At 75.8% G+C, this 21,032-nt stretch carries 20 protein-coding genes; 12 read left to right on the plus strand and 8 right to left on the minus strand.

Annotated features, from left to right (window positions below):
• Window positions 1–91 precede the first annotated feature (91 nt).
• Window positions 92–1,222, minus strand: coding sequence for a citrate synthase 2 (locus E4P41_RS04980; protein WP_135139828.1), 1,131 nt, complete (start codon window positions 1,220–1,222; stop codon window positions 92–94).
• Between the two features lie 146 nt (window positions 1,223–1,368).
• Between E4P41_RS04980 and pdxH the strand changes: the two genes are divergently transcribed.
• Window positions 1,369–2,043, plus strand: coding sequence for a pyridoxamine 5'-phosphate oxidase (pdxH, locus tag E4P41_RS04985; protein WP_135139829.1), 675 nt, complete (start codon window positions 1,369–1,371; stop codon window positions 2,041–2,043).
• Window positions 2,040–3,467: an MFS transporter gene (locus tag E4P41_RS04990; RefSeq protein WP_245177112.1), complete on the plus strand. Its 1,428-nt coding sequence runs from the start codon at window positions 2,040–2,042 to the stop codon at window positions 3,465–3,467. Before pdxH ends, E4P41_RS04990 begins: the two co-directional genes overlap by 4 nt.
• Window positions 3,468–3,520: 53 nt before the next feature.
• Here the strand turns inward: E4P41_RS04990 and E4P41_RS04995 are convergent, their stop codons facing one another.
• Complete coding sequence (locus tag E4P41_RS04995; RefSeq protein WP_135139830.1) at window positions 3,521–4,222, minus strand: UdgX family uracil-DNA binding protein; 702 nt, start codon at window positions 4,220–4,222, stop codon at window positions 3,521–3,523.
• A 79-nt stretch (window positions 4,223–4,301) separates the two neighbouring features.
• Between E4P41_RS04995 and E4P41_RS21925 the strand changes: the two genes are divergently transcribed.
• The 5 genes from E4P41_RS21925 (at window position 4,302) to E4P41_RS05020 (ending at window position 9,401) form a co-directional block, all read left to right on the plus strand.
• On the plus strand, window positions 4,302–5,012 hold the full coding sequence (locus E4P41_RS21925) for a hypothetical protein (RefSeq protein ID WP_167760930.1): 711 nt from the start codon (window positions 4,302–4,304) through the stop codon (window positions 5,010–5,012).
• Window positions 5,013–5,066: 54 nt separating this feature from the next.
• Complete coding sequence (locus E4P41_RS05005) at window positions 5,067–5,978, plus strand: ATP-binding cassette domain-containing protein (RefSeq protein WP_135139831.1); 912 nt, start codon at window positions 5,067–5,069, stop codon at window positions 5,976–5,978.
• Window positions 5,975–7,165, plus strand: a complete 1,191-nt coding sequence (locus E4P41_RS05010; protein WP_135139832.1) for an ABC transporter permease — start codon at window positions 5,975–5,977, stop codon at window positions 7,163–7,165. The genes E4P41_RS05005 and E4P41_RS05010 overlap by 4 nt, the downstream gene beginning before the upstream one ends.
• Before the next feature lie 213 nt (window positions 7,166–7,378).
• Window positions 7,379–8,359: a TIGR03557 family F420-dependent LLM class oxidoreductase gene (locus E4P41_RS05015; RefSeq protein ID WP_209307548.1), complete on the plus strand. Its 981-nt coding sequence runs from the start codon at window positions 7,379–7,381 to the stop codon at window positions 8,357–8,359.
• Window positions 8,360–8,543: 184 nt separating this feature from the next.
• On the plus strand, window positions 8,544–9,401 hold the full coding sequence (locus tag E4P41_RS05020; protein WP_135139833.1) for a tetratricopeptide repeat protein: 858 nt from the start codon (window positions 8,544–8,546) through the stop codon (window positions 9,399–9,401).
• Window positions 9,402–9,472: 71 nt separating this feature from the next.
• Here E4P41_RS05020 and E4P41_RS05025 read toward each other — a convergent pair whose 3' ends face one another.
• Complete coding sequence (locus E4P41_RS05025) at window positions 9,473–10,402, minus strand: SMP-30/gluconolactonase/LRE family protein (RefSeq protein ID WP_135139834.1); 930 nt, start codon at window positions 10,400–10,402, stop codon at window positions 9,473–9,475.
• A 124-nt stretch (window positions 10,403–10,526) separates the two neighbouring features.
• Between E4P41_RS05025 and ppc the strand changes: the two genes are divergently transcribed.
• A complete protein-coding gene (gene ppc, locus E4P41_RS05030; RefSeq protein WP_209307549.1) occupies window positions 10,527–13,340 on the plus strand; it encodes a phosphoenolpyruvate carboxylase in 2,814 nt (937 codons plus the stop codon).
• On the plus strand, window positions 13,333–14,442 hold the full coding sequence (locus tag E4P41_RS05035; protein WP_135139835.1) for an inositol monophosphatase family protein: 1,110 nt from the start codon (window positions 13,333–13,335) through the stop codon (window positions 14,440–14,442). The genes ppc and E4P41_RS05035 overlap by 8 nt, the downstream gene beginning before the upstream one ends.
• A gap of 86 nt (window positions 14,443–14,528) precedes the next feature.
• On the opposite strand, the gene E4P41_RS05040 is transcribed toward E4P41_RS05035, so the two are convergent.
• On the minus strand, window positions 14,529–15,938 hold the full coding sequence (locus tag E4P41_RS05040; RefSeq protein WP_135139836.1) for an FAD-dependent oxidoreductase: 1,410 nt from the start codon (window positions 15,936–15,938) through the stop codon (window positions 14,529–14,531).
• Window positions 15,939–16,011: 73 nt separating this feature from the next.
• Here E4P41_RS05040 and E4P41_RS05045 point away from each other — a divergent pair, with 73 nt between their 5' ends.
• Window positions 16,012–16,323, plus strand: coding sequence for a putative quinol monooxygenase (locus E4P41_RS05045; RefSeq protein ID WP_209307550.1), 312 nt, complete (start codon window positions 16,012–16,014; stop codon window positions 16,321–16,323).
• A 1-nt stretch (window position 16,324) separates the two neighbouring features.
• On the opposite strand, the gene E4P41_RS05050 is transcribed toward E4P41_RS05045, so the two are convergent.
• The 4 genes from E4P41_RS05050 to E4P41_RS05065 form a co-directional block, all read right to left on the minus strand.
• Entirely contained in the window at window positions 16,325–17,149 is an 825-nt protein-coding gene (locus E4P41_RS05050; protein ID WP_135139838.1) for a hypothetical protein, read from the minus strand.
• A 37-nt stretch (window positions 17,150–17,186) separates the two neighbouring features.
• Window positions 17,187–17,996 carry a zinc finger domain-containing protein gene (locus tag E4P41_RS05055; protein ID WP_135139839.1) on the minus strand — a complete coding sequence of 270 codons (810 nt, stop codon included), beginning with the start codon at window positions 17,994–17,996 and terminating at the stop codon, window positions 17,187–17,189.
• Window positions 17,997–18,089: 93 nt separating this feature from the next.
• Window positions 18,090–19,454, minus strand: a complete 1,365-nt coding sequence (locus tag E4P41_RS05060) for a deoxyribodipyrimidine photo-lyase (protein WP_135139840.1) — start codon at window positions 19,452–19,454, stop codon at window positions 18,090–18,092.
• Window positions 19,455–19,508: 54 nt separating this feature from the next.
• Complete coding sequence (locus E4P41_RS05065) at window positions 19,509–19,829, minus strand: GNAT family N-acetyltransferase (protein ID WP_135139841.1); 321 nt, start codon at window positions 19,827–19,829, stop codon at window positions 19,509–19,511.
• Window positions 19,830–19,999: 170 nt separating this feature from the next.
• Here E4P41_RS05065 and E4P41_RS05070 point away from each other — a divergent pair, with 170 nt between their 5' ends.
• Together E4P41_RS05070 and E4P41_RS05075 are read left to right on the plus strand one after the other, a co-directional pair.
• Window positions 20,000–20,173 carry a DUF4236 domain-containing protein gene (locus tag E4P41_RS05070; RefSeq protein ID WP_135139842.1) on the plus strand — a complete coding sequence of 58 codons (174 nt, stop codon included), beginning with the start codon at window positions 20,000–20,002 and terminating at the stop codon, window positions 20,171–20,173.
• A 128-nt stretch (window positions 20,174–20,301) separates the two neighbouring features.
• On the plus strand, window positions 20,302–20,880 hold the full coding sequence (locus E4P41_RS05075) for a sigma-70 family RNA polymerase sigma factor (RefSeq protein ID WP_245177113.1): 579 nt from the start codon (window positions 20,302–20,304) through the stop codon (window positions 20,878–20,880).
• Window positions 20,881–21,032: the final 152 nt, after the last annotated feature.

Consider the following 21,032-nt stretch of genomic DNA (forward strand, 5'->3'; position numbering starts at 1 on the left):
GAGCTTGCGAGCGGTGAGGAGGACGGGGTCCTTCCCCGAGGGGTGGGGAGAACGGGGTCCTTCCACGGTGGGGGGGCAGGGAGGTCCTCGTTCAGGCCGGCGCGACCTCGGTGACGGCCTTGGTGGTGATCGTGTCGAACCCCTCGACCTCCTCCGGCGTGCGGGACGCCGGGCCGATGTAGCGGGCCGACGGGCGCACGAGGCGGCCGGTGTTCTTCTGCTCGAGGATGTGCGCGCACCAGCCGGCGGTGCGGGCGCAGGTGAACATCGAGGTGAACATGTGGCTGGGCACCTCGGCGAAGTCCAGGACGATGGCCGCCCAGAACTCCACGTTGGTCTCGATCGGCCGGTCGGGACGGCGCTCGCGCAGCTCGTTGAGCGCGGCCTGCTCCAGCGCCAGGGCGGCCTCGAACCGCGGGGCGCCGAGGTCCTCGGCGGCCTGGCGCAGCACGCGGGCGCGCGGGTCCTCGGCGCGGTACACGCGGTGGCCGAAGCCCATCAGCCGCTCGCCGCGGTCGAGCAGGTCCTTGACGTACTTCTCCGCGCTGTCGGCCTTCTCGACGCCGTCCAGGGTGTCGAGCACGCGGGACGGCGCGCCGCCGTGCAGCGGGCCGGACATGGCGCCGATGGCGCCGGACATCGCCGCGGCGACGTCGGCGCCGGTGGAGGCGATCACGCGGGCGGTGAAGGTGGAGGCGTTCATGCCGTGCTCGGCGGCCGAGGTCCAGTAGGCGTCGACGGCGGCGACGTGGCGGGGGTCGGGCTCGCCGCGCCAGCGGACCATGAACCGCTCGACGATGGTCGCGGCCTCGTCGACGCGCGACTGCGGCACCGCCGGGACGCCGATGCCGCGGGCGGACTGCGCGACGTAGGACAGCGCCATGACCGCGGCCCGGGCCAGCTGGTCGCGGGCGGTCGCCGCGTCGATGTCCAGCAGCGGCCGGTACCCCCAGAACGGGGCCAGCATGGCCAGGGCGGCCTGGACGTCGACGCGCACGTCGCCGCTGTGCACGGGGATCGGGAACGGCTCGGCCGGCGGCAGACCGGGGCCGAACTTGCCGTCGACCAGCAGCGCCCAGACGTTGCCGAACGTGACCTTGCCGACCAGGTCCTGGATGTCGACGCCGCGGTAGCGGAGCGCGCCGCCGTCCTTGTCCGGTTCGGCGATCTCCGTCTCGAAGGCGATGACGCCCTCCAGGCCGGGTACGAAGTCGTCGGCCATCTCGCATGCTCCTCTGCGCGCGGGACTCGTGCGCGCACGGAGCGGCGCACGACTGCGGTTCTCGACCCTAGGCCGTGCCGACACGCCGGGGACACCCGGGGCGGGCGCAGGCAGGCCGCGCACCCCGGCCGGAGGGCGGTGACAGCATGGGCCGCGTGCCCGACCTCTCCCGCATGCGCAGGGACTACGGAGCCCGGGGGCTCCGGGAGGCCGACCTCGCTCCCACGTGGGTCGAGCAGTTCGACCGCTGGTTCGCCGACGCCGTCGCCGCCGAACTGCCCGAGCCCAACGCGGTCGTGGTCGCCACCGCCGACGCCGACGGGGCCCCGGACGCCCGCATCGTGCTGGTGAAGGGCTACGACGAGTACGGCTTCGTCTTCGGCACCAGCTACGCCTCCGCCAAGGGCGCCCAGCTGGCCGTCAACCCGCGCGCGGCGCTGGTCTTCCCGTGGCACGCGCTGCAGCGCCAGGTGCGGGCCACCGGTCGGGTCGAGCGGATCGGCGCGGCGGCGTCGGACGACCTGTGGGACCCGCGGCCCCGCGGTGCGCAGCTGGCCGCCGCGGCCTCGGTCCAGTCGACCCCGGTGGACTCCCGGGACGAGCTGGAGGCCAGGCTGCGCCGGCTGGACGCCGAGACCCCCGAGGGCAAGCTGCCGCGCCCGCAGGTGTGGGGCGGGTACCGGGTGGTGCCCGACCGGGTGGAGTTCTGGCAGGGCGGGGCCGACCGGCTGCACGACCGGCTCCGCTTCGTCCGGTCCGCCGCCGGGGGGCACGGCATGGCGGAGAGGGGCGGCTGGGTCGTCCAGCGCCTCGCGCCGTGACCGGGTCCCCGGGCGCAACCGGTTCGGCGCCCTACCCCGTCGACCCGGTCGAGGGCGGCGGTCCCGTCGAGGAGCCGGTGCCGCTGCCGCCCCGGCCCCGCCGCGGCTGGGCCATGGACACCACCCCGCTGCGCAACCCGCACTACCGGCGGCTGTTCTGGGGCGTGGCGGCTACGATGATCGGCCAGCAGATGACCCTGGTCGCCGTCCCGTACCAGGTCTACGCGCTGACCGGCTCGTCGCTGCTGGTCGGCGTCACCTCGGTCGTCGCGCTGGTGCCGCTCGTCGTCTTCGGCCTGCTGGGCGGCGCGATCGCCGACTCGACGGACCGCCGGCGACTGATGCTCCTCACCGGCGTCGGGTCGGCGGTCACCAGTGCCCTGCTCGCCCTCCAGGCGCTGCTGCCCGGCGGCGGCAACCTGGTGCTGCTGTGGGTGCTCACCGCTTTCCTGTCCGGGTTCACCGCGGTCAACCAGCCCACCCGCAGCGCCGTCATCCCCGCGATCGTCGGGATCGACGGCGTCCCGGCGGCCAACGCGCTGGCCATGACCGTGCGCCAGGTGGGCGTCATCGTCGGGCCGCTGCTGGCCGGCCTGCTCATCGCCGTCGGGAACCTGCCGGTCACGTACGCGGTCGACGCGCTCGGCTTCCTCGTCGCCGTCCTGCTGCTGCGCGGGTTGCCGCCGCTGCCCCCGGGACGGGACGCCGGGCCGCTGCAGCTCGGGGCCGCGGTGCGCGGGGTGGGGGAGGGCTTCGCCTTCCTGCGCACCCAGCCGGTGCTGCTGATGACCTTCGTCGTCGACGTCGTCGCGATGCTCTTCGCCTGGCCGCAGGCGGTCTTCCCGGAGCTGGCGGAGGGCCGTTACGCCGACTCGCCCAACAGCCTGGGCTGGCTCTTCGCCGGCATCTCGATCGGTGCGCTGCTCATGGGGTTGACCTCGGGGTGGGTGTCCCGGGTGGACCGGCAGGGCGCCGTCGTGCTGGTGGCGATCGTGGTGTGGGGCGTGGCGATCATCGGCTTCGGCTTCGCCTCGACGCTGTGGGTGGCGGTCGTCTGCCTGGCGGTGGCCGGAGCCGGGGACATGGTCAGCGCCGTGCTGCGCTCCTCGATGCTGCAGCTGGCCGCCCCGGAGGAGATGCGCGGCCGGATGCAGGGCGTGTTCCTCGTCGTCGTCGCCGGCGGCCCGCGGCTCGGCGACCTGCGGGCGGGCGCGATCGCCAGCGCGGCCGGGGTGACCACCGCGATGGTCTCCGGCGGCGTGGTGGTCGTCGTCGCGATGGTGGTGGTCGCGCTGGTCGTGCCCTCGTTCTGGGCCTTCCGCGCCTCGCGCTCGGCCTGGGACACCGTGCCGGCGGAGGAGCTCCGGCCGTCCTCGCCCGCCCCCGAGAGGGGCGAGGGCCGGCCGACGACCCCATCTTCCTGAGGGCTCGGCGGGCCGCGTCGGAGGGGCCCGCTGCACCCTTGCGCCAGGGCCCCTCACGCCAGCGCGTGCGCGACCACCGTGAGGTCGGCGACGAGGGCGTCGTAGGCGGCCGCGCGGGCGTCGTCGGGCGTGCGCAGGATGGCCGAGGGGTGCGTGGTGGCCAGCATCCAGGTCTGGTGCGGCGCGTCCTCGTCGTCGTCGGCCGGTGTGTCGTCGCCGGCCTCGGCGCGGGCCACGCCGGGCGGGGTCCAGGGCAGCAGCTGCCCGCGGTCCTTGGTGATCCGGAAGGACGGTGAGATCAGCGACTTGGCCGCGGTGGCGCCCAGGCAGACGACGACCTCCGGCTGCAGGACGGCGAACTCCGCCTCCAGCCACGGCCGGCAGGCCCGCAGGTGCTCGGGGCCGGGGGTCTGGTGCAGCCGCCGCTTGGGCGTGGGCGTGAAGCGGAAGTGCTTGACCGCATTGGTGATGTAGGCGTCGCGGCGCTCGATGCCGGCGTCGGTCAGCGCCCGGTCCAGCAACCGGCCGGCCGGACCGACGAACGGCTCGCCCCTGCGGTCCTCCTGGTCGCCGGGCTGCTCCCCGACGAACACGACGCGCGCGGTCTCCGGCCCCTCCCCGAAGACGGTCTGGGTGGCCGGCTCCCACAGCTCGCAGGCCCGGCAGTTGGCCGCCGCCCCACGCAGGCCGTCCAGCCCGACCCCGGTCGGCGGCTGCGCCGGCACGTTCTCCTGGCTCGTGTGCCGATCAGACATGGCTCGATCAGACCGCAGATGTGCCCGCGCCGCAGGGCAGACTGTCGCGGCCCGCCCGCCGACTGCGAGGAGGCCTGCGTTGCGCACCGTCCACCTGATCGGCGGGGGCTGGGACCCGTCCGCGACCGCCGCCGTGTACGGGCCCTTCCTCGAGGCCGCGGGCACCGGGCCCGGCGTCGCCACGCTGGTGCTCGACGAGGGCGACGGCGAAGCGCAGTTCGGCCGGTGGGCCGAGGTCCTGCGGCGCACGGCGCCGTGCGAGCCGGTCCCGGTGCTGGTGCCGCTGGGCGGGCGGCTCGACGTGGCCGCCCTCGGCGACGCCGACGCCCTGCTGGTCTGCGGTGGGCTCACCCCGGCCTACGCCGAGGCGCTGGCGCCGGTCGCCGGGGAGCTGCGCTCGTGGCTGTCCTCGGGGGAGCGGCCCTACGCCGGGTTCTCCGCCGGGGCGGCCGTGGCCGCCGGACGGGCCGTCGTCGGCGGGTGGCGGGCGGGCGGCGTCCGGGTCTGCCCGGAGGACGCCGCCGAGGACCTCGACGAGGTGGCCGTCGTCGGCAGCCTGGGCCTGGTGCCGTGGACGGTCGACGTGCACTGCGCGCAGTGGGGGACCCTGCCGCGGCTGCTCACCGCCGTGGCCGGCGGAGGGCGGGGGCTGGCGCTCGACGAGGACACCGCCGTCCACCTGGACGCCGACGGCGCGCGGGTCGCCGGGCACGGGACGGCCTGGCTGGTGGACGGCGGCGGCCCGGCCGCGACGGTGGCCGCGCTGCGGGGCGGGGCCCGCCTGCCCTGACCGGCGCCCGATACCGTCGGCCCCGGTCCAGGTCCACGTCCGGGGGGAGCGCGCGTGCTGGAGTTCGACGGGCTGCACAAGAGCTACGGCAGCAACCGGGTCCTGGACGGCGTCTCGTTCACCGTCGCCCCGGGGTCGATGTTCGGTTTCTGCGGGTCGAACGGGGCCGGCAAGACGACGACGATGCGGATCGCGATGGGTCTGGCCCACGCCGATGCCGGCGAGGTGCGCTGGCGGGGCCGTCCGCTGGACCAGGCGCTCCGCCGCCGGATCGGCTACATGCCCGAGGAGCGCGGCCTCTATCCGAAGATGCGGGTCGGCGAGCAGCTGGCCTACTTCGCCCGGCTGCACGGGCTCGACGCCGGCGCGGCCGCCCACGCCGCCGAGCACTGGGCCGACCGGCTCGGCCTGGGTGAGCGCCGCGGCGACCAGGTGGAGAAGCTGTCGCTGGGCAACCAGCAGCGGGTCCAGCTGGCCGCGGCCCTGGTCAGCCGGCCGGAGGTGCTCATCCTCGACGAGCCGTTCTCCGGTCTGGATCCGGTCGGCGTCGACGCGCTGGCCGAGGCGCTGCTCGAACAGGTGCGCGGCGGCGTGCCGGTCGTCTTCTCCAGCCACCAGCTCGACCTGGTGGAGCGGCTCTGCGACTCCGTCGGCATCCTGGCCCGGGGCGCCATGGTCGCCACCGGACCGGTCGCCGAGCTGCGCCGTCGCGAGGCCGGCCGGGTGCTGCGGGTCGTCGTCCCGGACGCACCGCCGGGCTGGGCCGCCGCGCTCCCCGGCGTGCGGGTGGTGTCCGAGCGGGCCGGTGACACGCTGCTCGAGCTCGACGCCGGCACCGACGACCAGACGGTGCTCGCCGCGGCGCTGCGCACCGGCCGGGTCACCCACTTCGCCTGGCGCGAGCCGACCCTCGTCGAGCTGTTCCGCGAGGCGGTCGCCGAGCCGGCCGGGGAGGTCGCCGCATGACGTCGTCCGAGCCCCGCACCCCGGGCAGCGCCGGGCTGGTCCGGCTGGTCGCCGCGCGGGAGGTCTCCAGCCGCATCCGCGACAAGAACTTCGTCATCAGCTCGGTCGTCATCATCGTGCTGCTGCTGGGCGCCATGGCCTTCCAGGTGGCGGTCAACTCCGGAAGCGACGCGAGCCGGCTGGGCCTCGTGGGCGGCGACGGCCGGCTCGGGCCCGCCGTCGAGGCGCAGGCCGAGGCGGTGGGCGTCGACGTCGAGGTCGTCGACTACGCCGACGAGGCCGCGGCGCGGGCCGCGGTCCGAGCCGAGGAGGTCGACGCGGCGCTCCTGGGCCGCGCCGGCCGCGGCCCCGAGCTGCTGGTCATCGACCGCGATCCGACCCTGGAGGCCGTCGTCGACGGCGCGGTCAGCGGGCTGGCCATCTCCGACCGTCTGCTGGAGGCCGGCGTCGACCTCCAGTCCCTCCCCGAGGTGGCGGTCACGCCGCTCGACGGGGCGGCGGACGACGGCCAGCAGGTGGTCGTCGCGGTGATCGGCGTCGTCGTCCTCTACGGCCTGCTCATCCTGTTCGCCCAGTTCGTGGCCCAGGGCGTCGTGGAGGAGAAGTCCAGCCGGGTGGTGGAGCTGCTGCTGGCCACCATGCGGCCGTGGCAGCTGCTCGCCGGCAAGATCCTCGGCCTCGGCCTGCTGGGCCTCGGCCAGATCGTGGTCATCGGCGTGGTGGGAGTGGCCGCGGCGCTAGCCCTCGACGTGGTCGACGTGCCGGGGGAGGTCATCGGCACCGTGGCCACGGTCGTCGCCTGGTTCGTCCTCGGCTACGCCTTCTACGCCTCCGTCTTCGCCGTCGCGGCGTCGCTGGTCAGCCGGCAGGAGGACCTCGGCAGCGTGCTCATGCCGGCGTCGATGGTGCTGATCGTCGCGTTCATCGTGGCCGTCCAGGCGGCCGGCGACCCCGCGGGCACGCTCGCCACGGTGACCTCCTTCGTCCCCGGCATGTCGCCGCTGGTGATGCCGGTCCGGCAGGCGGCCGGGGAGGCCGTGGGCTGGGAGGTGGCGCTGGCCGTCGTCCTCATGCTGGTGGCGATCGCGCTCGTCGTCCGCCTCGGCGGGCGGGTCTACGCCGGCGCCCTCCTGCGCACGAGCGGGAAGACCAAGCTGCGCGAGGCACTGCGGGCCGAGCGCGCCTGAGGAAGGACCTCCCTGCCCCCGATCGGCCCCCTCCCGGGCACCGCCGCCGGCCCCGTCCAGAGGCTCATGCCGAGCTTGCGAGGGATGAGGAGGACGGGGTCCTTCAACGGTGGGGAGGAGGGGTTCCTTCCACCTGCAGGGAGGCCGGCGAGATCGCCGATCTCGCCGACCGCGACCGGGTTGGGTGCCGTGGAGCCCGGGTAGCGCGGCGGCATGGGCATGCAGCTGGGCTACACGATGATGACCGAGCAGGCCGGGCCGAAGGACCTGGTCGGCCACGTGGTGGGCGCGGAGGAGGCGGGTTTCGACTTCGCGGTCAGCAGCGACCACTTCTTCCCGTGGCTGGACGAGATGGGCCATTCGCCCAACGCCTGGGTCACCCTGGGGGCCGCCGCCCAGGCCACCAGCCGCATCGACCTGATGACCTACGTGACCTGTCCGATCATCCGCTACCGCCCGGCCGTGGTGGCCCAGCAGGCGGCCACTCTGCAGCTGCTCGCCGACGGGCGCTTCACCCTGGGCCTGGGCGCCGGGGAGAACCTCAACGAGCACGTGGTCGGGGAGGGCTGGCCGCCGGTCGCCGTCCGCCACGAGATGTTCGCCGAGGCGGTGCAGATCATCCGCGAGCTGCTGACCTCCGACGGCTACACCACCTTCCACGGCGAGTACTACGACGTCGACGGCGGGAGGATCTGGGACCGCCCCGAGGGCGGGGTGCCGATCGGCGTCGCCGTGTCGGGCGAGAAGTCGGTCCAGCTGGCCGGTGAATACGCCGACGTCCTGATCGCCACCGAGCCGCAGGCCGAGCTCCTCGAGGGCTTCGACGCCGCCGGCGGTGCCGGCAAGCCCCGGGTGGGCCAGATGCCGATCTGCTACGACACCGACCGCGACGCCGCGGTGAAGCGGGCGCACTCCCTGTTCCGCTGGTTCGGGCTGGGCTGGAAGGTCAACGCCGACCTGCCGGGGACGGCGGGCTTCGAGGCGGCCAGCCAGTTCGTCCGCGAGGAGGACGTCGCCGGGAGCATCCCCTGCGGGGACGACGTCGACGCGGTGATCGAGGCCGCCAAGGCCTACGCCGACGCCGGCTTCACCCACCTGGCGCTGGTGCAGATCGGCGGGGACCAGCAGCGGCCGTACCTCGGGTGGAGCCAGGAGTCCCTGATGCCGGCCTGGCGGGAGGCGTTCGGCGGCTGAGGACGGCCGAGATCGCATCGCAGCGACCGCGGAGGCGACGACGACGTCGGCCAGGAGCGGACCGAGGCGCGGAGTCGGCCCATGGAAACGGCTGACCACCGCCGGGTGACGCACACCGCCTCCGACGGGTGAGACCGCCCGGCGGGGGGACGACGGCGTGCCCGCCCGCGGTGATGATCGCCCCATGCGGGAGGACCTCGACGGGCGCCTCCGGCGGCTGCGCGCCTGCCGGGACGCCGACGCCGTCATCGAGCTGGGCTGCGACCTGGCCGATGCCGGGCGTGGCCAGGACGCCGAGCGTTGCTTCCGCTGGGCGGCCGAGCTGGGGGACTCGCTCGGCTGGTTCAACCTGGGCAACTCCCTGGCCGCGCGGGGCCGCGTCGAGGAGGCGGTGGCCGCCTACGAGCAGGCGCTGGCCGGCGGCGAGCGCGACGCGTGGGTGAACCTCGGGCTGGTGCTCGAGGAGCTCGGTGACCTCGCCGGCGCGATGCGGGCCTACCGCGGCGCCGGCGCGGCCGGCGACACCCAGGGGGGACTGCAGCTGGCGTTCCTGCTCAACGAGCAGGGCGAACACGAACAGGCCCTGGCCGTGGCGGCCGAGCTGGCCACGGCGGGGGACGACGCCGCCGCCGCCGTGGCCGCCTGCTGGCGGTGGGCCGCCTCGCACGACCCGGCCCTCGAGGTGGACCTGCGCGCCGGGGCCGACCGCTTCCCCGGCGCCCGCGTGGCGCTGGCCGCACTGCTGCGCTGCACCGGCCGGGCCGGGGAGGCGCGGTTCGTCCTCGAGCGCGGCGCGAAGCTGGGCGAGGCGCAGGCCTGGCTGCCGCTGGGCAACTTCTACGCTGAGGACCTGCGCGACGTCGAGGCGGCCGAGGAGGCCTACCGGGCGGGCATCGCCGCCGGGGACACCTACTGCCACCACAACCTGGCCGTGCTGCTGGCCGACCGCGGCGACCTGGACGGCGCGGTGGAGCACTTCCGGCTCGGCGCGGCCGACGGTGACGACCTGGCCGCGCGAGCGCTGCGCGAGCTCGGCGGCTGAGAAAGGACCACCCTCCTCCCCACGCCTCGCCAGCTCGGCGCGGGCCCCTGGAGGGTGGCCGTTCCAGGCTCTCACCGCTGGCGCAGTCCCTCCAGTGGGCCGCGGTAGGGGTTGGCCGGCGGGCCGGTCACCCCCGGCCGGGCGGTGAACAGCCGGCCGGCGTCGGGCTGGGCGGCCCGCGCGGCGTCGTCCATCCCCTCCGCGGACGTGCTGACCACCAGCAGGTCGCCGCCCGGCCCGGCGAAGGCGCAGCTCGACGTCTGCGCCACCGGGACCTCGACGACGGCGAGCAGCTCCCCGTCCGGCGACCACCGCCGCACCTGCCCACCGCCCCACAGCGCCGTCCAGAGGCAGCCCTCGTCGTCGACGGTGAGCCCGTCGGCGACGCCGTCCGCGCCGTCGAACTCGAGCAGCACCCGGCCGGCGCCGAACGTCCCGGCCGAGAGGTCGTAGTCGAAGGCGTGCACGACCCCCGGGCCCGAGTCGGCGAGGTAGACGGTGCGCCCGTCCGGTGACCAGTCGATCCCGTTGGAGATCGTCAGCCCGTCGAGCACGGTCGTCACGGTGCCGTCGAGGTCGAGGCGGTAGAGAGCGCCGGCGCCGGGCCGCTGGTCGAAGGCCATCGTCCCGGCGAAGAACCGCCCGGCGCGGTCGCAGGCGCCGTCGTTCATCCGCGTGCCGCCGTCGGCCTCGGTGCCGCCCTCGCCGGCGAGATCGACCAGCACCCGGGCGGTGCCGTCGGTGGCCAGGGAGGTGAAGCCGCCGTCCGCGGCGAGCAGCCACCCGCCGTCCGCCGCCGGGACGACGGCGCCGACCGTGCCCCCGCCGCGGTGGGTGGCGGTCTCGGTGAGGATGCCGTCGCCGGCGACCGCGGCCCGCCGCACCTGCCCTGCGGCGATGTCCACCCACAGCAGCTCGCCGCGGGCGGCGTCCCAGGTGGGACCCTCGCCGTGCTGGGCGGCGGCGAGGCCGGGAACGGGGGTGGCGGGGAGTCGGAGCACGCCTGCATCGTCCCGGCGCGGCGGGCCCGGTGCGCGCCGAGCAGCCCACCGGGAGGTGCCTGTCCCGTGCGAAAGGCACCTCCCGGGGCGCGCACGTGGCATCCGGACGGTCGATACTCGCCAGGTGTCCGAAGCCACCGTCGACGTCGCCGACCTGCGCCACCACGGGGGAGCCGAGGGGGACGGCGCCGACGCCCCGCTGCGCGAGGACATCCGGCTGCTCGGCCGGGTCCTCGGGAAGGTGATCGGCGAGCAGTCCGGGGACGACGTCCTCGACCTCGTGGAGTCCACCCGCGTGGAGGCGTTCCGGGTGCGCCGCTCGGAGGTCGACCGCACCCAGATCGCGGCCCGGCTCGGCGACCTCGACGTCCGCGCGGCCAACCACGTCATCCGGGCGTTCAGCCACTTCTCGCTGCTGGCCAACCTCGCCGAGGACATCCACCACGAGCGCCGCCGCCGCTTCCACCGACTCGAGGGCTCCCCGCCCCAGAAGGGCAGCCTGGCCGCCACCTTCGACCTGCTCGACGCCGAGCACCTCGATCCCGACGTCGTCGGCCGGGAACTGTCCGGGGCGCTGGTGTGCCCGGTCGTGACCGCGCACCCGACCGAGGTGCGCCGCCGGACGGTCTTCCGCGTCCAGCGGCAGGTCACCGAGCTGATCCGCCGGCGCGACCGCTCCGCCCCCGGGGAGGTCGACGACCCGGCGTGGTCGGCGGAGCTGGAGCGGGCGGTGCTCACCCTGTGGCAGACCGCGCTGCTGCGGCTGTCCCGGCTGCGGCTGGCCGACGAGATCGACGAGGCGCTGCGCTACTACGAGCTGTCGCTGTTCGAGGTCGTCCCGGCGATCAACGCCGAGCTGCGCCGGGCGCTGCGCGAGCGGTGGCCGTCGGCCGGGTTGCTGCAGCGTCCGATGCTGCTGCCGGGCTCCTGGATCGGCGGTGACCGCGACGGCAACCCGTTCGTCACCGCCGACGCCGTCCGCCGGGCCAGCACGCGGCAGGCCGAGACGGCGCTGGGCCACCACCTGGCCGAGCTGCTGGCGCTGCACGACGAGCTGTCGATGTCCGACCGGCTGATCACGTCGACGCCGGAGCTGGCGCGCCTGGCCGAGGCCTCCCGCGACGACTCGCCGTTCCGCGCCGACGAGCCCTACCGGCGGGCCCTGTACGGCATGCACGCGCGGCTGGCCGCCACCGCGCAGCAGGTGCTCGGGTCGGTTCCCGGCCCGCCGCCGCACGCCGCGCTCGTCCCCTACGCGGCTCCGGACGAGCTGCTGGCCGACCTCGCCACCATCGACGCCTCGCTGCGCACGCACGGCGGGGGCGCGCTGGCCGACGACCGGTTGGCGAGGCTGCGGGAGGGCGTGGAGGTGTTCGGGTTCCACCTGGCCGGCCTGGACATGCGACAGAACGCGGGCGTCCACGCCGACGTCCTCGCCGAGCTCCTGGCGTGGGCCGGGGTCTGCCCGGACTACGCCGCACTGGACGAGGCCGCCCGGGTCGAGCTGCTCACCGGGGAGCTGCGGATGCGCCGGCCCCTGGTGCGCCCGGACGCCGAGCTCTCCGAGCTGGCCCGCGGCGAGGTCGACGTGCTGCTCGCCGCCGCCGAGCAGGTGCGCGAGCTCGGTCCGCGGGCCATCCCGAACTACGTGATCAGCATGTGCGAGTCGGTCAGCGACGTCCTGGAGGTCGCCGTCCTGCTCAAGGAGGTCGGCCTGCTCGACCCCGACGGCGAAGGCGGCCCGACGTGCCCGGTCGGCATCTCACCGCTGTTCGAGACGATCGGCGACCTGCAGCGCGCCGCGGAGACGATGACCGCCGTCCTCGGCCAGCCGCTCTACCGAGCGCTGCTGGGCAACCGGGGCGACGTGCAGGAGGTCATGCTCGGCTACTCCGACAGCAACAAGGACGGCGGCTACCTCGCCGCCAACTGGGCGCTGTACCGGGCCGAGCTCGCGCTGGTCGAGGTCGCCCGGCGCGAGGGCGTGCGGCTGCGGCTGTTCCACGGTCGCGGGGGCACGGTCGGCCGCGGCGGCGGCCCGAGCTACGACGCGATCCGGGCCCAGCCGCCCGGTGCGGTGGCCGGGGCGCTGCGGATCACCGAGCAAGGTGAGGTCATCGCCGCCAAGTACGCCGAGCCCGACCGCGCCCGGCGCAACCTCGAGGCCATGGTCGCCGCCACGCTCGAGGCCACCCTGCTCGACACCGAGGGGCTGGGGGACGACGCGGGGTCCGCCTACGCCCTGCTCGACGACCTCGCCGCCCGCGCCCAGCAGGCCTACCGCGCGCTGGTCCACGAGACACCGGGGTTCGTCGACTGGTTCCGCACGGCCACCCCGATCGGCGAGCTGGCCGAGCTGAACATCGGCAGCCGGCCGCCGTCGCGCAAGGCCGGCGCCTCGATCGGCGACCTGCGCGCCATTCCCTGGGTGTTCAGCTGGTCGCAGGCGCGGATCATGCTGCCCGGCTGGTACGGCACCGGCAGCGCGCTCGAGTCCTGGGTCGACGGCGACGACGGACGCCTGACCCGCCTGCAGGAGCTGCACCGGCGTTGGCCCTGGTTCCGCACGATGCTGTCCAACATGGGCATGGTGCTCGCCAAGACCGACCTCGACCTGGCCGCCCGCTACGCCGGGCTGGTGCCCGACGAGGAGCTCCGGAACCGGGTGTTCGACCAGCTCACCGCCGAGCACGAGCGCAGCGTCCGGATGCTGCTGGCGGTGACCGGCGACGACCGGCTGCTGGCCGACAACCCGTCGCTGGAGCGGTCGATCCGCAACCGGTTCCCCTACCTCGAGCCGCTGCACCACCTGCAGGTGGAGATGCTGCGCCGGCGCCGCAGTGTCGATGGTGGGGCGGGCCCCGACGACGAGCTGGTCCGCCGCAACATCCAGTTGACCATCAACGGCATCGCCACGGCGCTGCGCAACAGTGGCTGAGCCCCGATACGAGTGGCGGGCCGACCCCGGCCCCCTCGACCTGCGGGTGGCCACGACCGGCGAGCAGGTACGGGCCGTGGCTGCCGCCTCGGGGGCCGCACCCGGAGCGCTCGCCGCCGCCCTGCACGACCCGGCGCTGCGACTGCTGGTGGGGCCGCTGGACCTCTGGGGGCTCCTGCGGCGGGAGTGGGCCGACGACGGGAGGGCCGAGGCGGTGCTGGTGCGACGCCGGGGCGTCCGCATCGACCAGCCCGCGGTCCTCGCCGCTGCCGCGGGCTGGGGCTGCGAGCGGGTGCGCGACGGGCTCCGCGGCGATGTGCTGCCGGTCCTGCCGCCCCCGGCCCGGGCACCGCTGGCCGAGCGCTTCCTGCACGCCGCCGCGCTCGCCGCCACCCGGGTCGAGGTCGCCGTGGCGCTGGCCCGCGACGCCGGTCAGGACGCCACCAAGTCCGACGGCAGCCCCTCGCTGGGCGCCGACGAGGCCGCGCACCTGGCCGCAGCGCATGCGCTGCGTCCGCTGGGCGTGACCGTGCTGAGCGAGGAGCGCTCGGACCGCCCGGTCCCCGGCGACCAGCCGTGGGTCGTGCTCGACCCGCTCGACGGCACCGGGAACTTCCGGGCCGGGCTGGCGCCGTGGGCGTTCTCCGCCGCGCTGGTCCGGGACGGCCGCCCGGTCGCCGGTCTGGTGGCCGACCTGTCCTCGGGCCGCCGCTGGAGGGGGGCGGTCGGGGCCGGGGCGTACCGCGACGGCGTGCCGGTGCGCCCGCGGGACGCCGGGACCGTCGTCGCGCCCACCGCGCCGTCCGGGTCGGCCGTGCAGGTCCCGCGGACCGCGCGCCGGGTGCGGGTCACCGGGTGCACCGCCGTCGACGTCTGCCTGGTCGCCGACGGCGCCGCGGGCGCCTGGCAGAACCTCGACCGCAGCGGCACGCACGTGCACGACGTCGCCGGCGGGCTGGCGCTGCTCGCCGCGGCCGGCGGGGTGGCGCTCACCCCGGACGGCGCGCCACTGGTGCTGCGGCCGGACACCGAGACGCTCATCCGGTTCGTCGCCGCCGGCACCGAGGCGCGGGCGCGGGAGCTGCTGCGCGAGCTGGGCTGAGCGCCCCCCGCGGCGACGGTGTGCGCTGAGGCGCAGTTCCCGGCGGGCGGACTACGCCTCAGCGCACACCGTTCGGCCGCTCGAGGTCAGCGGGCGCGGGCGGCGGCCTCCCGGACCGCGGCCAGCAGGGATTCCCACTCGTGCAGCGTGGTGCGAGCCCGGCCGCGGGTGGCCCCGAGCGCCACCTCGGCGGCGTCGATCGCCCGCCAGTCCTCGAGCAGCACCGGGTCGGCGCCGCGGGTCCGTAGCGCGGCGACCAGGTCGTCGTCCCCGTTGCTGCCGGGGCGGACGACGCCCGCCGCGACGTCGGCCAGCAACGCGGCGACCGTCTCGCGGGCGTCGTGCTTGTTGGTGCCCACGACCCCGGTCGGCCCGCGCTTGATCCAGCCGGCGACGTACTCGCCGGGGGACGGCTGCCCGCTGCGCAGCACCCGGCCCAGGTCGTTGGGCACCGTTCCGCGGCGCGGGTCGAGGGGCAGCTCGGGCAGCTCGCCGCCGCGGTAGCCGACCGAGCGGACCACCAGGTCGGCGGGCAGGACCGTCGTCTCACCGGTTCCCGAGGCGCGGCCGTCCTCGTCGACGACGGTGCGCTCGACCTCCACGCCGGTCAGCCGGTCCTCGCCGAGCAGCCGCACCGGCCGGGCGAAGAAGCGCAGCGTCACCGTCGCCCGGCCGGGTTCCGGCACGTGCCCGGCCCACTCCCGCAGGACGGCGAGGTTGCGGCCGACGACCCGGTCGGCCGCGGCCCGCTCCTCGGCCGCGGCGTCCAGCTCCAGGTCGGCCGGGTCGACCAGCACGGTCGCCCCGGCCAGCTCGCCGAGCTCGCGCAGCTCCTGGGTGGTGAAGGTGGCCTGCGTGGGCCCGCGGCGGCCCAGGACCGTGACCTCCTCGACCGGGGCCGCGGCCAGGGCGTCGAGGACGTGCTGCGGCATGTCCGTGGGCTCGAGCTCGGCGGGAGTGCGGGCCAGCACGCGGGCCACGTCGAGCGCGACGTTGCCCACGCCCACGACGACGACCGACCGCGCCCGTGCCAGCGCGGCCTCGACCTTGGCGCGATCGGCGTCCGGGTGGCCGGTGTACCAGGCGACCAGCTCGGTGGCGGCCAGGCTGCCGGGCAGCTCCTCACCGGGGATGGCCAGCTGCCGGTCCAGGGCCGCGCCGTAGGTGTAGACGACGGCGTCCACCGCGGCGTGCAGGTCGCGGCAGGAGACGTCCCGGCCGATCTCGACGTTGCCGACGAAGCGCACCGACGGGTGGTCCACTGCGCGGTGCAGCGTGTCGCGGATGGCGCGCATCTTGGGGTGGTCGGGGGCGATGCCGTGCCGCACCAGGCCGAACGGGGTGGGCAGCCGGTCGACGAGGTCGACCGCGACCGGCACGTCCCTCTGCCTGGTCAGCGCCTCCGCGGTGTAGATGCCGGCGGGGCCCGCGCCGACGACGGCCACCCGCAGCGGCGGGGCGGAGGACGGGGGACCGGGGTCTTCGTCGGCCGACACGAGAGGCATCCTGACCCGGCGGGGTGGGCAAGCACCAGGCTCCCGCGCCGAACCCGACACCTGGAGGCAACCCGTGTCCGTCGTCGTCGTCGCCACCATCACCCCGCAGCCCGAGCACGTCGCCGCGGTCCGGGAGGCCCTGCTGGCCGCGATCCCGCAGGTCCACGCGGAGGAGGGGTGCGAGCGCTACGCGCTGCACGAGGCGCGGGACCACTCCCTGGTGATGATCGAGCAGTGGGCCAGCCCCGAGGCGCTGGCCGCGCACGGCAAGGGAGAGCCGTTCACCGCGCTGAGCCGCCGGCTCGAGGGCAAGCTCGCGGCCGCTCCGGAGCTGCAGGTGCTCACCGCCGTCCCGGCCGGGGACGAGACCAAGGGCGCGCTGTAGGTCAGACGCAGGAGTGGTCGTGGTCCAGCCCGTCGGTGACGTACTGGGTGAGGACCACCCGGCCGCCGTCCACCAGCGGGTCCCGGCGGCAGGTCGCCCGGGCCTCGGTGCGGGTCGTCGAGCCGGCCAACCAGCTGTCCAGGTCGTACAGCGGGCTGTCCTCCGGGACCTCCCCGGCGATCCGGCGCCACTGGTAGCCGGTGGAGTAGACGCCCACCTCGGCGCCGGTTCCGCTGAGCCGGGCGGCCATCCCCTCGAGCGCCGCACGGTTGCGCGCGCGGGCGGCCGACGAACCGGTCTGCCAGGTGTTCATCGTCTCGACGTCGAGCCACCAGGTGTACGCGCCGGGGTCGGTCTCGACGCCGGCGAGCTCGGCGGCCGGGACGAAGAAGTACCGCACCGTGACGTCGGCCCGCTCCCAGCCGTAGCGCCACGAGCAGGCCCGGCTGTTGTCGCCCTCGCAGCGCCCGTAGGGGGTCAGCCCGCGGGACGGCCAGGTGGTCACCAGGTGGCGCACCTGTCCGGGGTTGGCGGTGTTGACGTAGAGCTGCACCTCGGGCTGCGCGGGCACCTGGCCGGTGGCCGCCTCGGCCGCCCACTCCAGCTGCCCGGGCAGGCAGGGATTGGGCCGGGTGGCCAGCCCGCCGTTGACGCCGACGACGGCGAACGCCGGGTCGTCGGGCAGGTCGTCGCCGCACTGCGGGTACGAGACGTCGTACCCGACCTCGGGATCGTCGCGGTGGTCGGCCGCCGCCGTGGGCGTGCCGAGGGCCAGGAACGCCGCGGCGAGCGCGGCGACCCCGAGGGCGCGACCCCGGCTCGCCATCGCCCCACGATAGGCGCGGGCCCGGTCGGTCACCGGCTCACACCACCTGGCAGACCGGGCACCAGTACAGGTTGCGGCCGACCATCACCTCGGTGCGCACCGGCGTCCCGCAGACCCGGCAGGGCAGCCCGGTCCGCCGGTACACGTAGTGCGCGTCCTCCCGCCGGACGGCGCCTCCGCGGCGGTTGCGGTGCTCCGGGCGGGTGGTGACGATCCGGCCCATCCGGACTCCGGCGCGCATCAGCACCACCAGGTCGGCCCACACCCGCGCCCACAGGTCGGCGTCGACGTCCCGGCCGGGGCGGAACGGCGAGATCCCGTGCCGGAAGAGGATCTCGGCGCGGTAGACGTTGCCGACGCCGGCGAGCACGGACTGGTCCATGAGCAGCGCGCCGACGGCGGTACGGCTGCCGGCGATCCGGCGGTGGACGAGCGTGCCGTCGCTGCGCGGCCGCAGCGGGTCGGGGCCGAGCCGGGCGAGGATCCGGTCGACCTCCGGCGCGGGGAGCACCTCGCAGGCGGTGGCGCCGCGCAGGTCGGTCCAGACGCCGACGCCGTCGGGCCCCTCACCCTCCCAGCGCATCCGCAACGCGCCGCGCGGCGGCGGCGGCGTCCCGGTGCCGGAGGTGTAGCTGCCGTAGAGCCCCAGGTGCACGTGCAGCGTGTCGGCGCCGAAGCAGGCGAACAGGTGCTTGCCGTAGGAGGTGACCTCGTCGAGCACCCGGCCGTCCAGCAGCGCCGCGCCGGCGGCGAAGCGGCCCTGCGGACTGGTGACGTGCACCGGGCGGCCGGCGAAGGCCAGCGACTGGTCCCGGGCCAGCCGGTACAGCGTGTGGCCCTCAGGCACGGGCGCCTCGGCAGCTCATGTCCCCAGCTTCGCCCCGGGCCTGCACGTCCACCACGACGGCCGGGTGACGCGGGTGACACCGCGGCCGGCCGGTCAGCGGCCGCGGACCCGCTCGTAACGCTCGAGGGCCACCCGGCGCTCCTCGGCGTGGTCGACGATCGGCCGGGGGTAGCCCGCCGGGACGCCGTCCGGCGCCAGCCACGGCTCGTGCACGTACCGCGTCGGGACGTCGCGCAGCTCGGGCACCCAGCGGCGCACGTAGTCGCCGTCGGGGTCGAACTCCTTCCCCTGCCGGATGGGGTTGAAGACCCGGTGGTAGGGCGAGGCGTCGGTGCCGGTGCCGGCGACCCACTGCCAGCCGTGGTTGTTGCTGGCCAGGTCGCCGTCGACCAGGTGCTGCAGGAAGTGCCGGGCGCCGCGGCGCCAGTCGACGTGCAGGTCCTTGACCAGGAACGAGGCGACGACCATCCGCACCCGGTTGTGCACGTAGGCCTCACCGAGCAGCTGCCGCATCCCGGCGTCCACGATCGGGTAACCGGTACGGCCCTGCGCCCAGGCGGTGAAGCGCTCGTCGGCGTCCGGACCGGTGTCGTAGGTCATCGCGCGCATCCGCTGGTCCAGCGGCTCGCGGGCCGACTCCGGGCGGTGCCAGAGGACGTCGGCGTAGAAGTCCCGCCAGGCCAGCTCGTCGCGGAGGCTGTCGGCGGAGTCGCCGCCGGGGTCGGCGAGGTCGGCCAGCAGCGTGCGCGGGTGCAGGCAGCCGTACTTGAGGTAGGCCGACACCCGGCTGGTGCCGTCGGTGCCCGGGATGTTGCGGCTCTCCCGGTAGCCGGCCAGCCGCTCGTCGCGGAAGCGCCGCCACGCGGCGCGGGCGGCGGCCTCACCGGCCGGGGGCAGCCGGACGCCGCCCAGATCCGGGGCCGGCGGCGGATCCTCGGAGGCGACGCCGGTGCACCAGGGCACCGACCGCGGCCGCGGGGCCGGGGCACGCCAGCCGTGCGCCCGCCAGGCCCGGGCGAAGGGGGAGAAGACGCGGAACGGCGTCCCGTCCTCCTTGGTGACCCGGCCCGGTGTCACCGCGTACGGCGAGCCGGTGCGCACGAACGGGACCTCGCCGAGGGCCCGCTCGACCGCCGCGTCGCGCTGCCGGCCGTAGGGGCCGGTGTCGGCCGAGACGTGCACGCTGACCGCGCCGACCTCCCGGGCCAGGTCCGGCACGACGCGCGCCGGGTCACCGTGCCGCAGCACCAGGGCGCCGTCCACCTGGTCGCCGAGGTCGGCGAGGCTGTCGAGGAGGAACTGCCGCCGCGGCAGTCCGGACGGACCCCACAGCCGCGGGTCGAACACGAACAGCGGCAGGACGGCGCCCTCGGGACCGGCGGCCTCGCGGGCGTCCAGCAGGGCCGGGTGGTCGGCGAGCCTCAGGTCGCGACGGAACCAGAGCAGCGCGGTGGGCACCCGCGCGAGCGTAGGCAGCTGTGGGCGGCCGCGCAGGCCAGGCGGCCGAGCGGGTCAGCGGTCGGCGGTGGCCAGTCCGAAGTGCGGCCGGTCGGCCTCGGCGACGAGGTCGACGTCCTCGGGATGCTGCTGGATGTAGTGGCGCACGAAGGAGCAGTACGGCAACACGGTCAGCCCGCGCTCACGGGCGGCGGCGAGCACGCCGGCGACCAGCGCCGAGCCGATGCCGCGGCCGCCGACGGAGGGGTCGACCTCGGTGTGCGGCAGGGCCATGGTGCCGCCTTCGACGTGGTAGCTGGCCAGTCCGACGACCCGGTCGCCGAGCCGGACCTCGAACCGCCCTCGATCAGGGACGTCGACCACGCTCGTCTCCATGCTGGCTACCCCCTCCGCTCGCCCCCGGCGCCGTTGCCGGGACTGGACATGCGTGCCTGAACGGTAACGCCTCGCAGCCGCGTTGGGTCCACCCCGCCGGGTGCATGTCGGCCCGCGCGGGCCTACGGGGCGGACGGGCACGGGGAGCCGGGAACGGGTAGGGGGAGTCCATGCCGTTCCACTTCCGCCTGACCAAGCGCCTCGGTCCCCTCCACCTGAACCTCGGCCGCCGGGGGTTGTCCTCGAGCTTCCACGTCGGCCCGATCGGCTACAGCCCGCGGGGACGCCGCTGGTCGGTGCGCCTGCCGGGCCCGTTCCGGTGGGTGTTCTCGCGGCGACGCTGAGCGGCTCGGCCCGCCGGGCGACGTCCCCCCGCCCGGCCGGCGTCCCGTCCCGCCCGGCCGGCGTCCCGGGGCATCCTCGGCGGGTGTCACATCCTCGGCCCCGGCGGTGCTCTACCGATGTGGACCTGGTGCGGCACGAGGGACGGACGGCGCCCGCCCTGGCCGCGTTCGCGGCGCGGCGCGGCGGGGCCGAGCGGGCGCACCGGACAGGCGAGGTCCGGGACGACCTCGAGCAGGTCTTCCGGGCCGACTACCCGCGGGTGGTCGGCGTGGCCGCCCGGGTGCTGGGATCGCGGGACCAGGCCGAGGACGTCGCCCAGGAGGTGTTCCTCGCCTTCGGCCGCTCCTCGGTGCCGATGCAGGAGGCCGGCGGCTGGCTGACCGTGGCCGCCGCCCACACCGCGCTCAACCTGTTGCGTTCCGGCCGGCGCCGCTCTGCCCGCGAGGAGGCCGCCGGCGGGGAGCCCACCGTCGTTCCGGACGTCGCCGACGCGGTGATCTCCCGCGACGAGCACAGCCGGGTGCGGGCCGCGCTCGCCCGGCTGCCGCGGAAGCAGGCGGTGGTCCTGGTGCTGCGGCACAGCGGCCTGAGCTACGCCGACGTGGCGGCCGCCCTCGACATGTCCGTCGGCAGCGTCGGCACCACCGTGCGGCGCGCCGAGTCCGCCCTGCGCAAGGAGCTGAACCCAGATGCGTCATCCGACTGACGGAGTGCTGCGCCGGCTGCTCGACGAGCCGGTGGGGGTCACCGACGCCGACCGCGCGCACGTCGCGGCGTGCCCGTCCTGCCTGGCCGGCATTTGTGGAGGCGGACGGGGCCTGTGGACGGCGTCAGCGCGAAAGCCGGCGGTCCGCTTAC

This window comes from Geodermatophilus sp. DF01-2 (assembly GCF_004571065.1).
Classification (GTDB): Bacteria; Actinomycetota; Actinomycetes; order Mycobacteriales; family Geodermatophilaceae; genus Geodermatophilus.

Coding starts and splice junctions, on each gene's coding strand:
- E4P41_RS04980 (WP_135139828.1), bottom strand. CDS start 1,222: ATGGCCGACGACTTCGTACCCGGCCTGGAGGGCGTCATCGCCTTCGAG.
- pdxH (WP_135139829.1), top strand. CDS start 1,369: ATGGGCCGCGTGCCCGACCTCTCCCGCATGCGCAGGGACTACGGAGCC.
- E4P41_RS04995 (WP_135139830.1), bottom strand. CDS start 4,222: ATGTCTGATCGGCACACGAGCCAGGAGAACGTGCCGGCGCAGCCGCCG.
- E4P41_RS05010 (WP_135139832.1), top strand. CDS start 5,975: ATGACGTCGTCCGAGCCCCGCACCCCGGGCAGCGCCGGGCTGGTCCGG.
- E4P41_RS05015 (WP_209307548.1), top strand. CDS start 7,379: ATGGGCATGCAGCTGGGCTACACGATGATGACCGAGCAGGCCGGGCCG.
- E4P41_RS05020 (WP_135139833.1), top strand. CDS start 8,544: ATGCGGGAGGACCTCGACGGGCGCCTCCGGCGGCTGCGCGCCTGCCGG.
- E4P41_RS05050 (WP_135139838.1), bottom strand. CDS start 17,149: ATGGCGAGCCGGGGTCGCGCCCTCGGGGTCGCCGCGCTCGCCGCGGCG.
- E4P41_RS05065 (WP_135139841.1), bottom strand. CDS start 19,829: ATGGAGACGAGCGTGGTCGACGTCCCTGATCGAGGGCGGTTCGAGGTC.
- E4P41_RS05070 (WP_135139842.1), top strand. CDS start 20,000: ATGCCGTTCCACTTCCGCCTGACCAAGCGCCTCGGTCCCCTCCACCTG.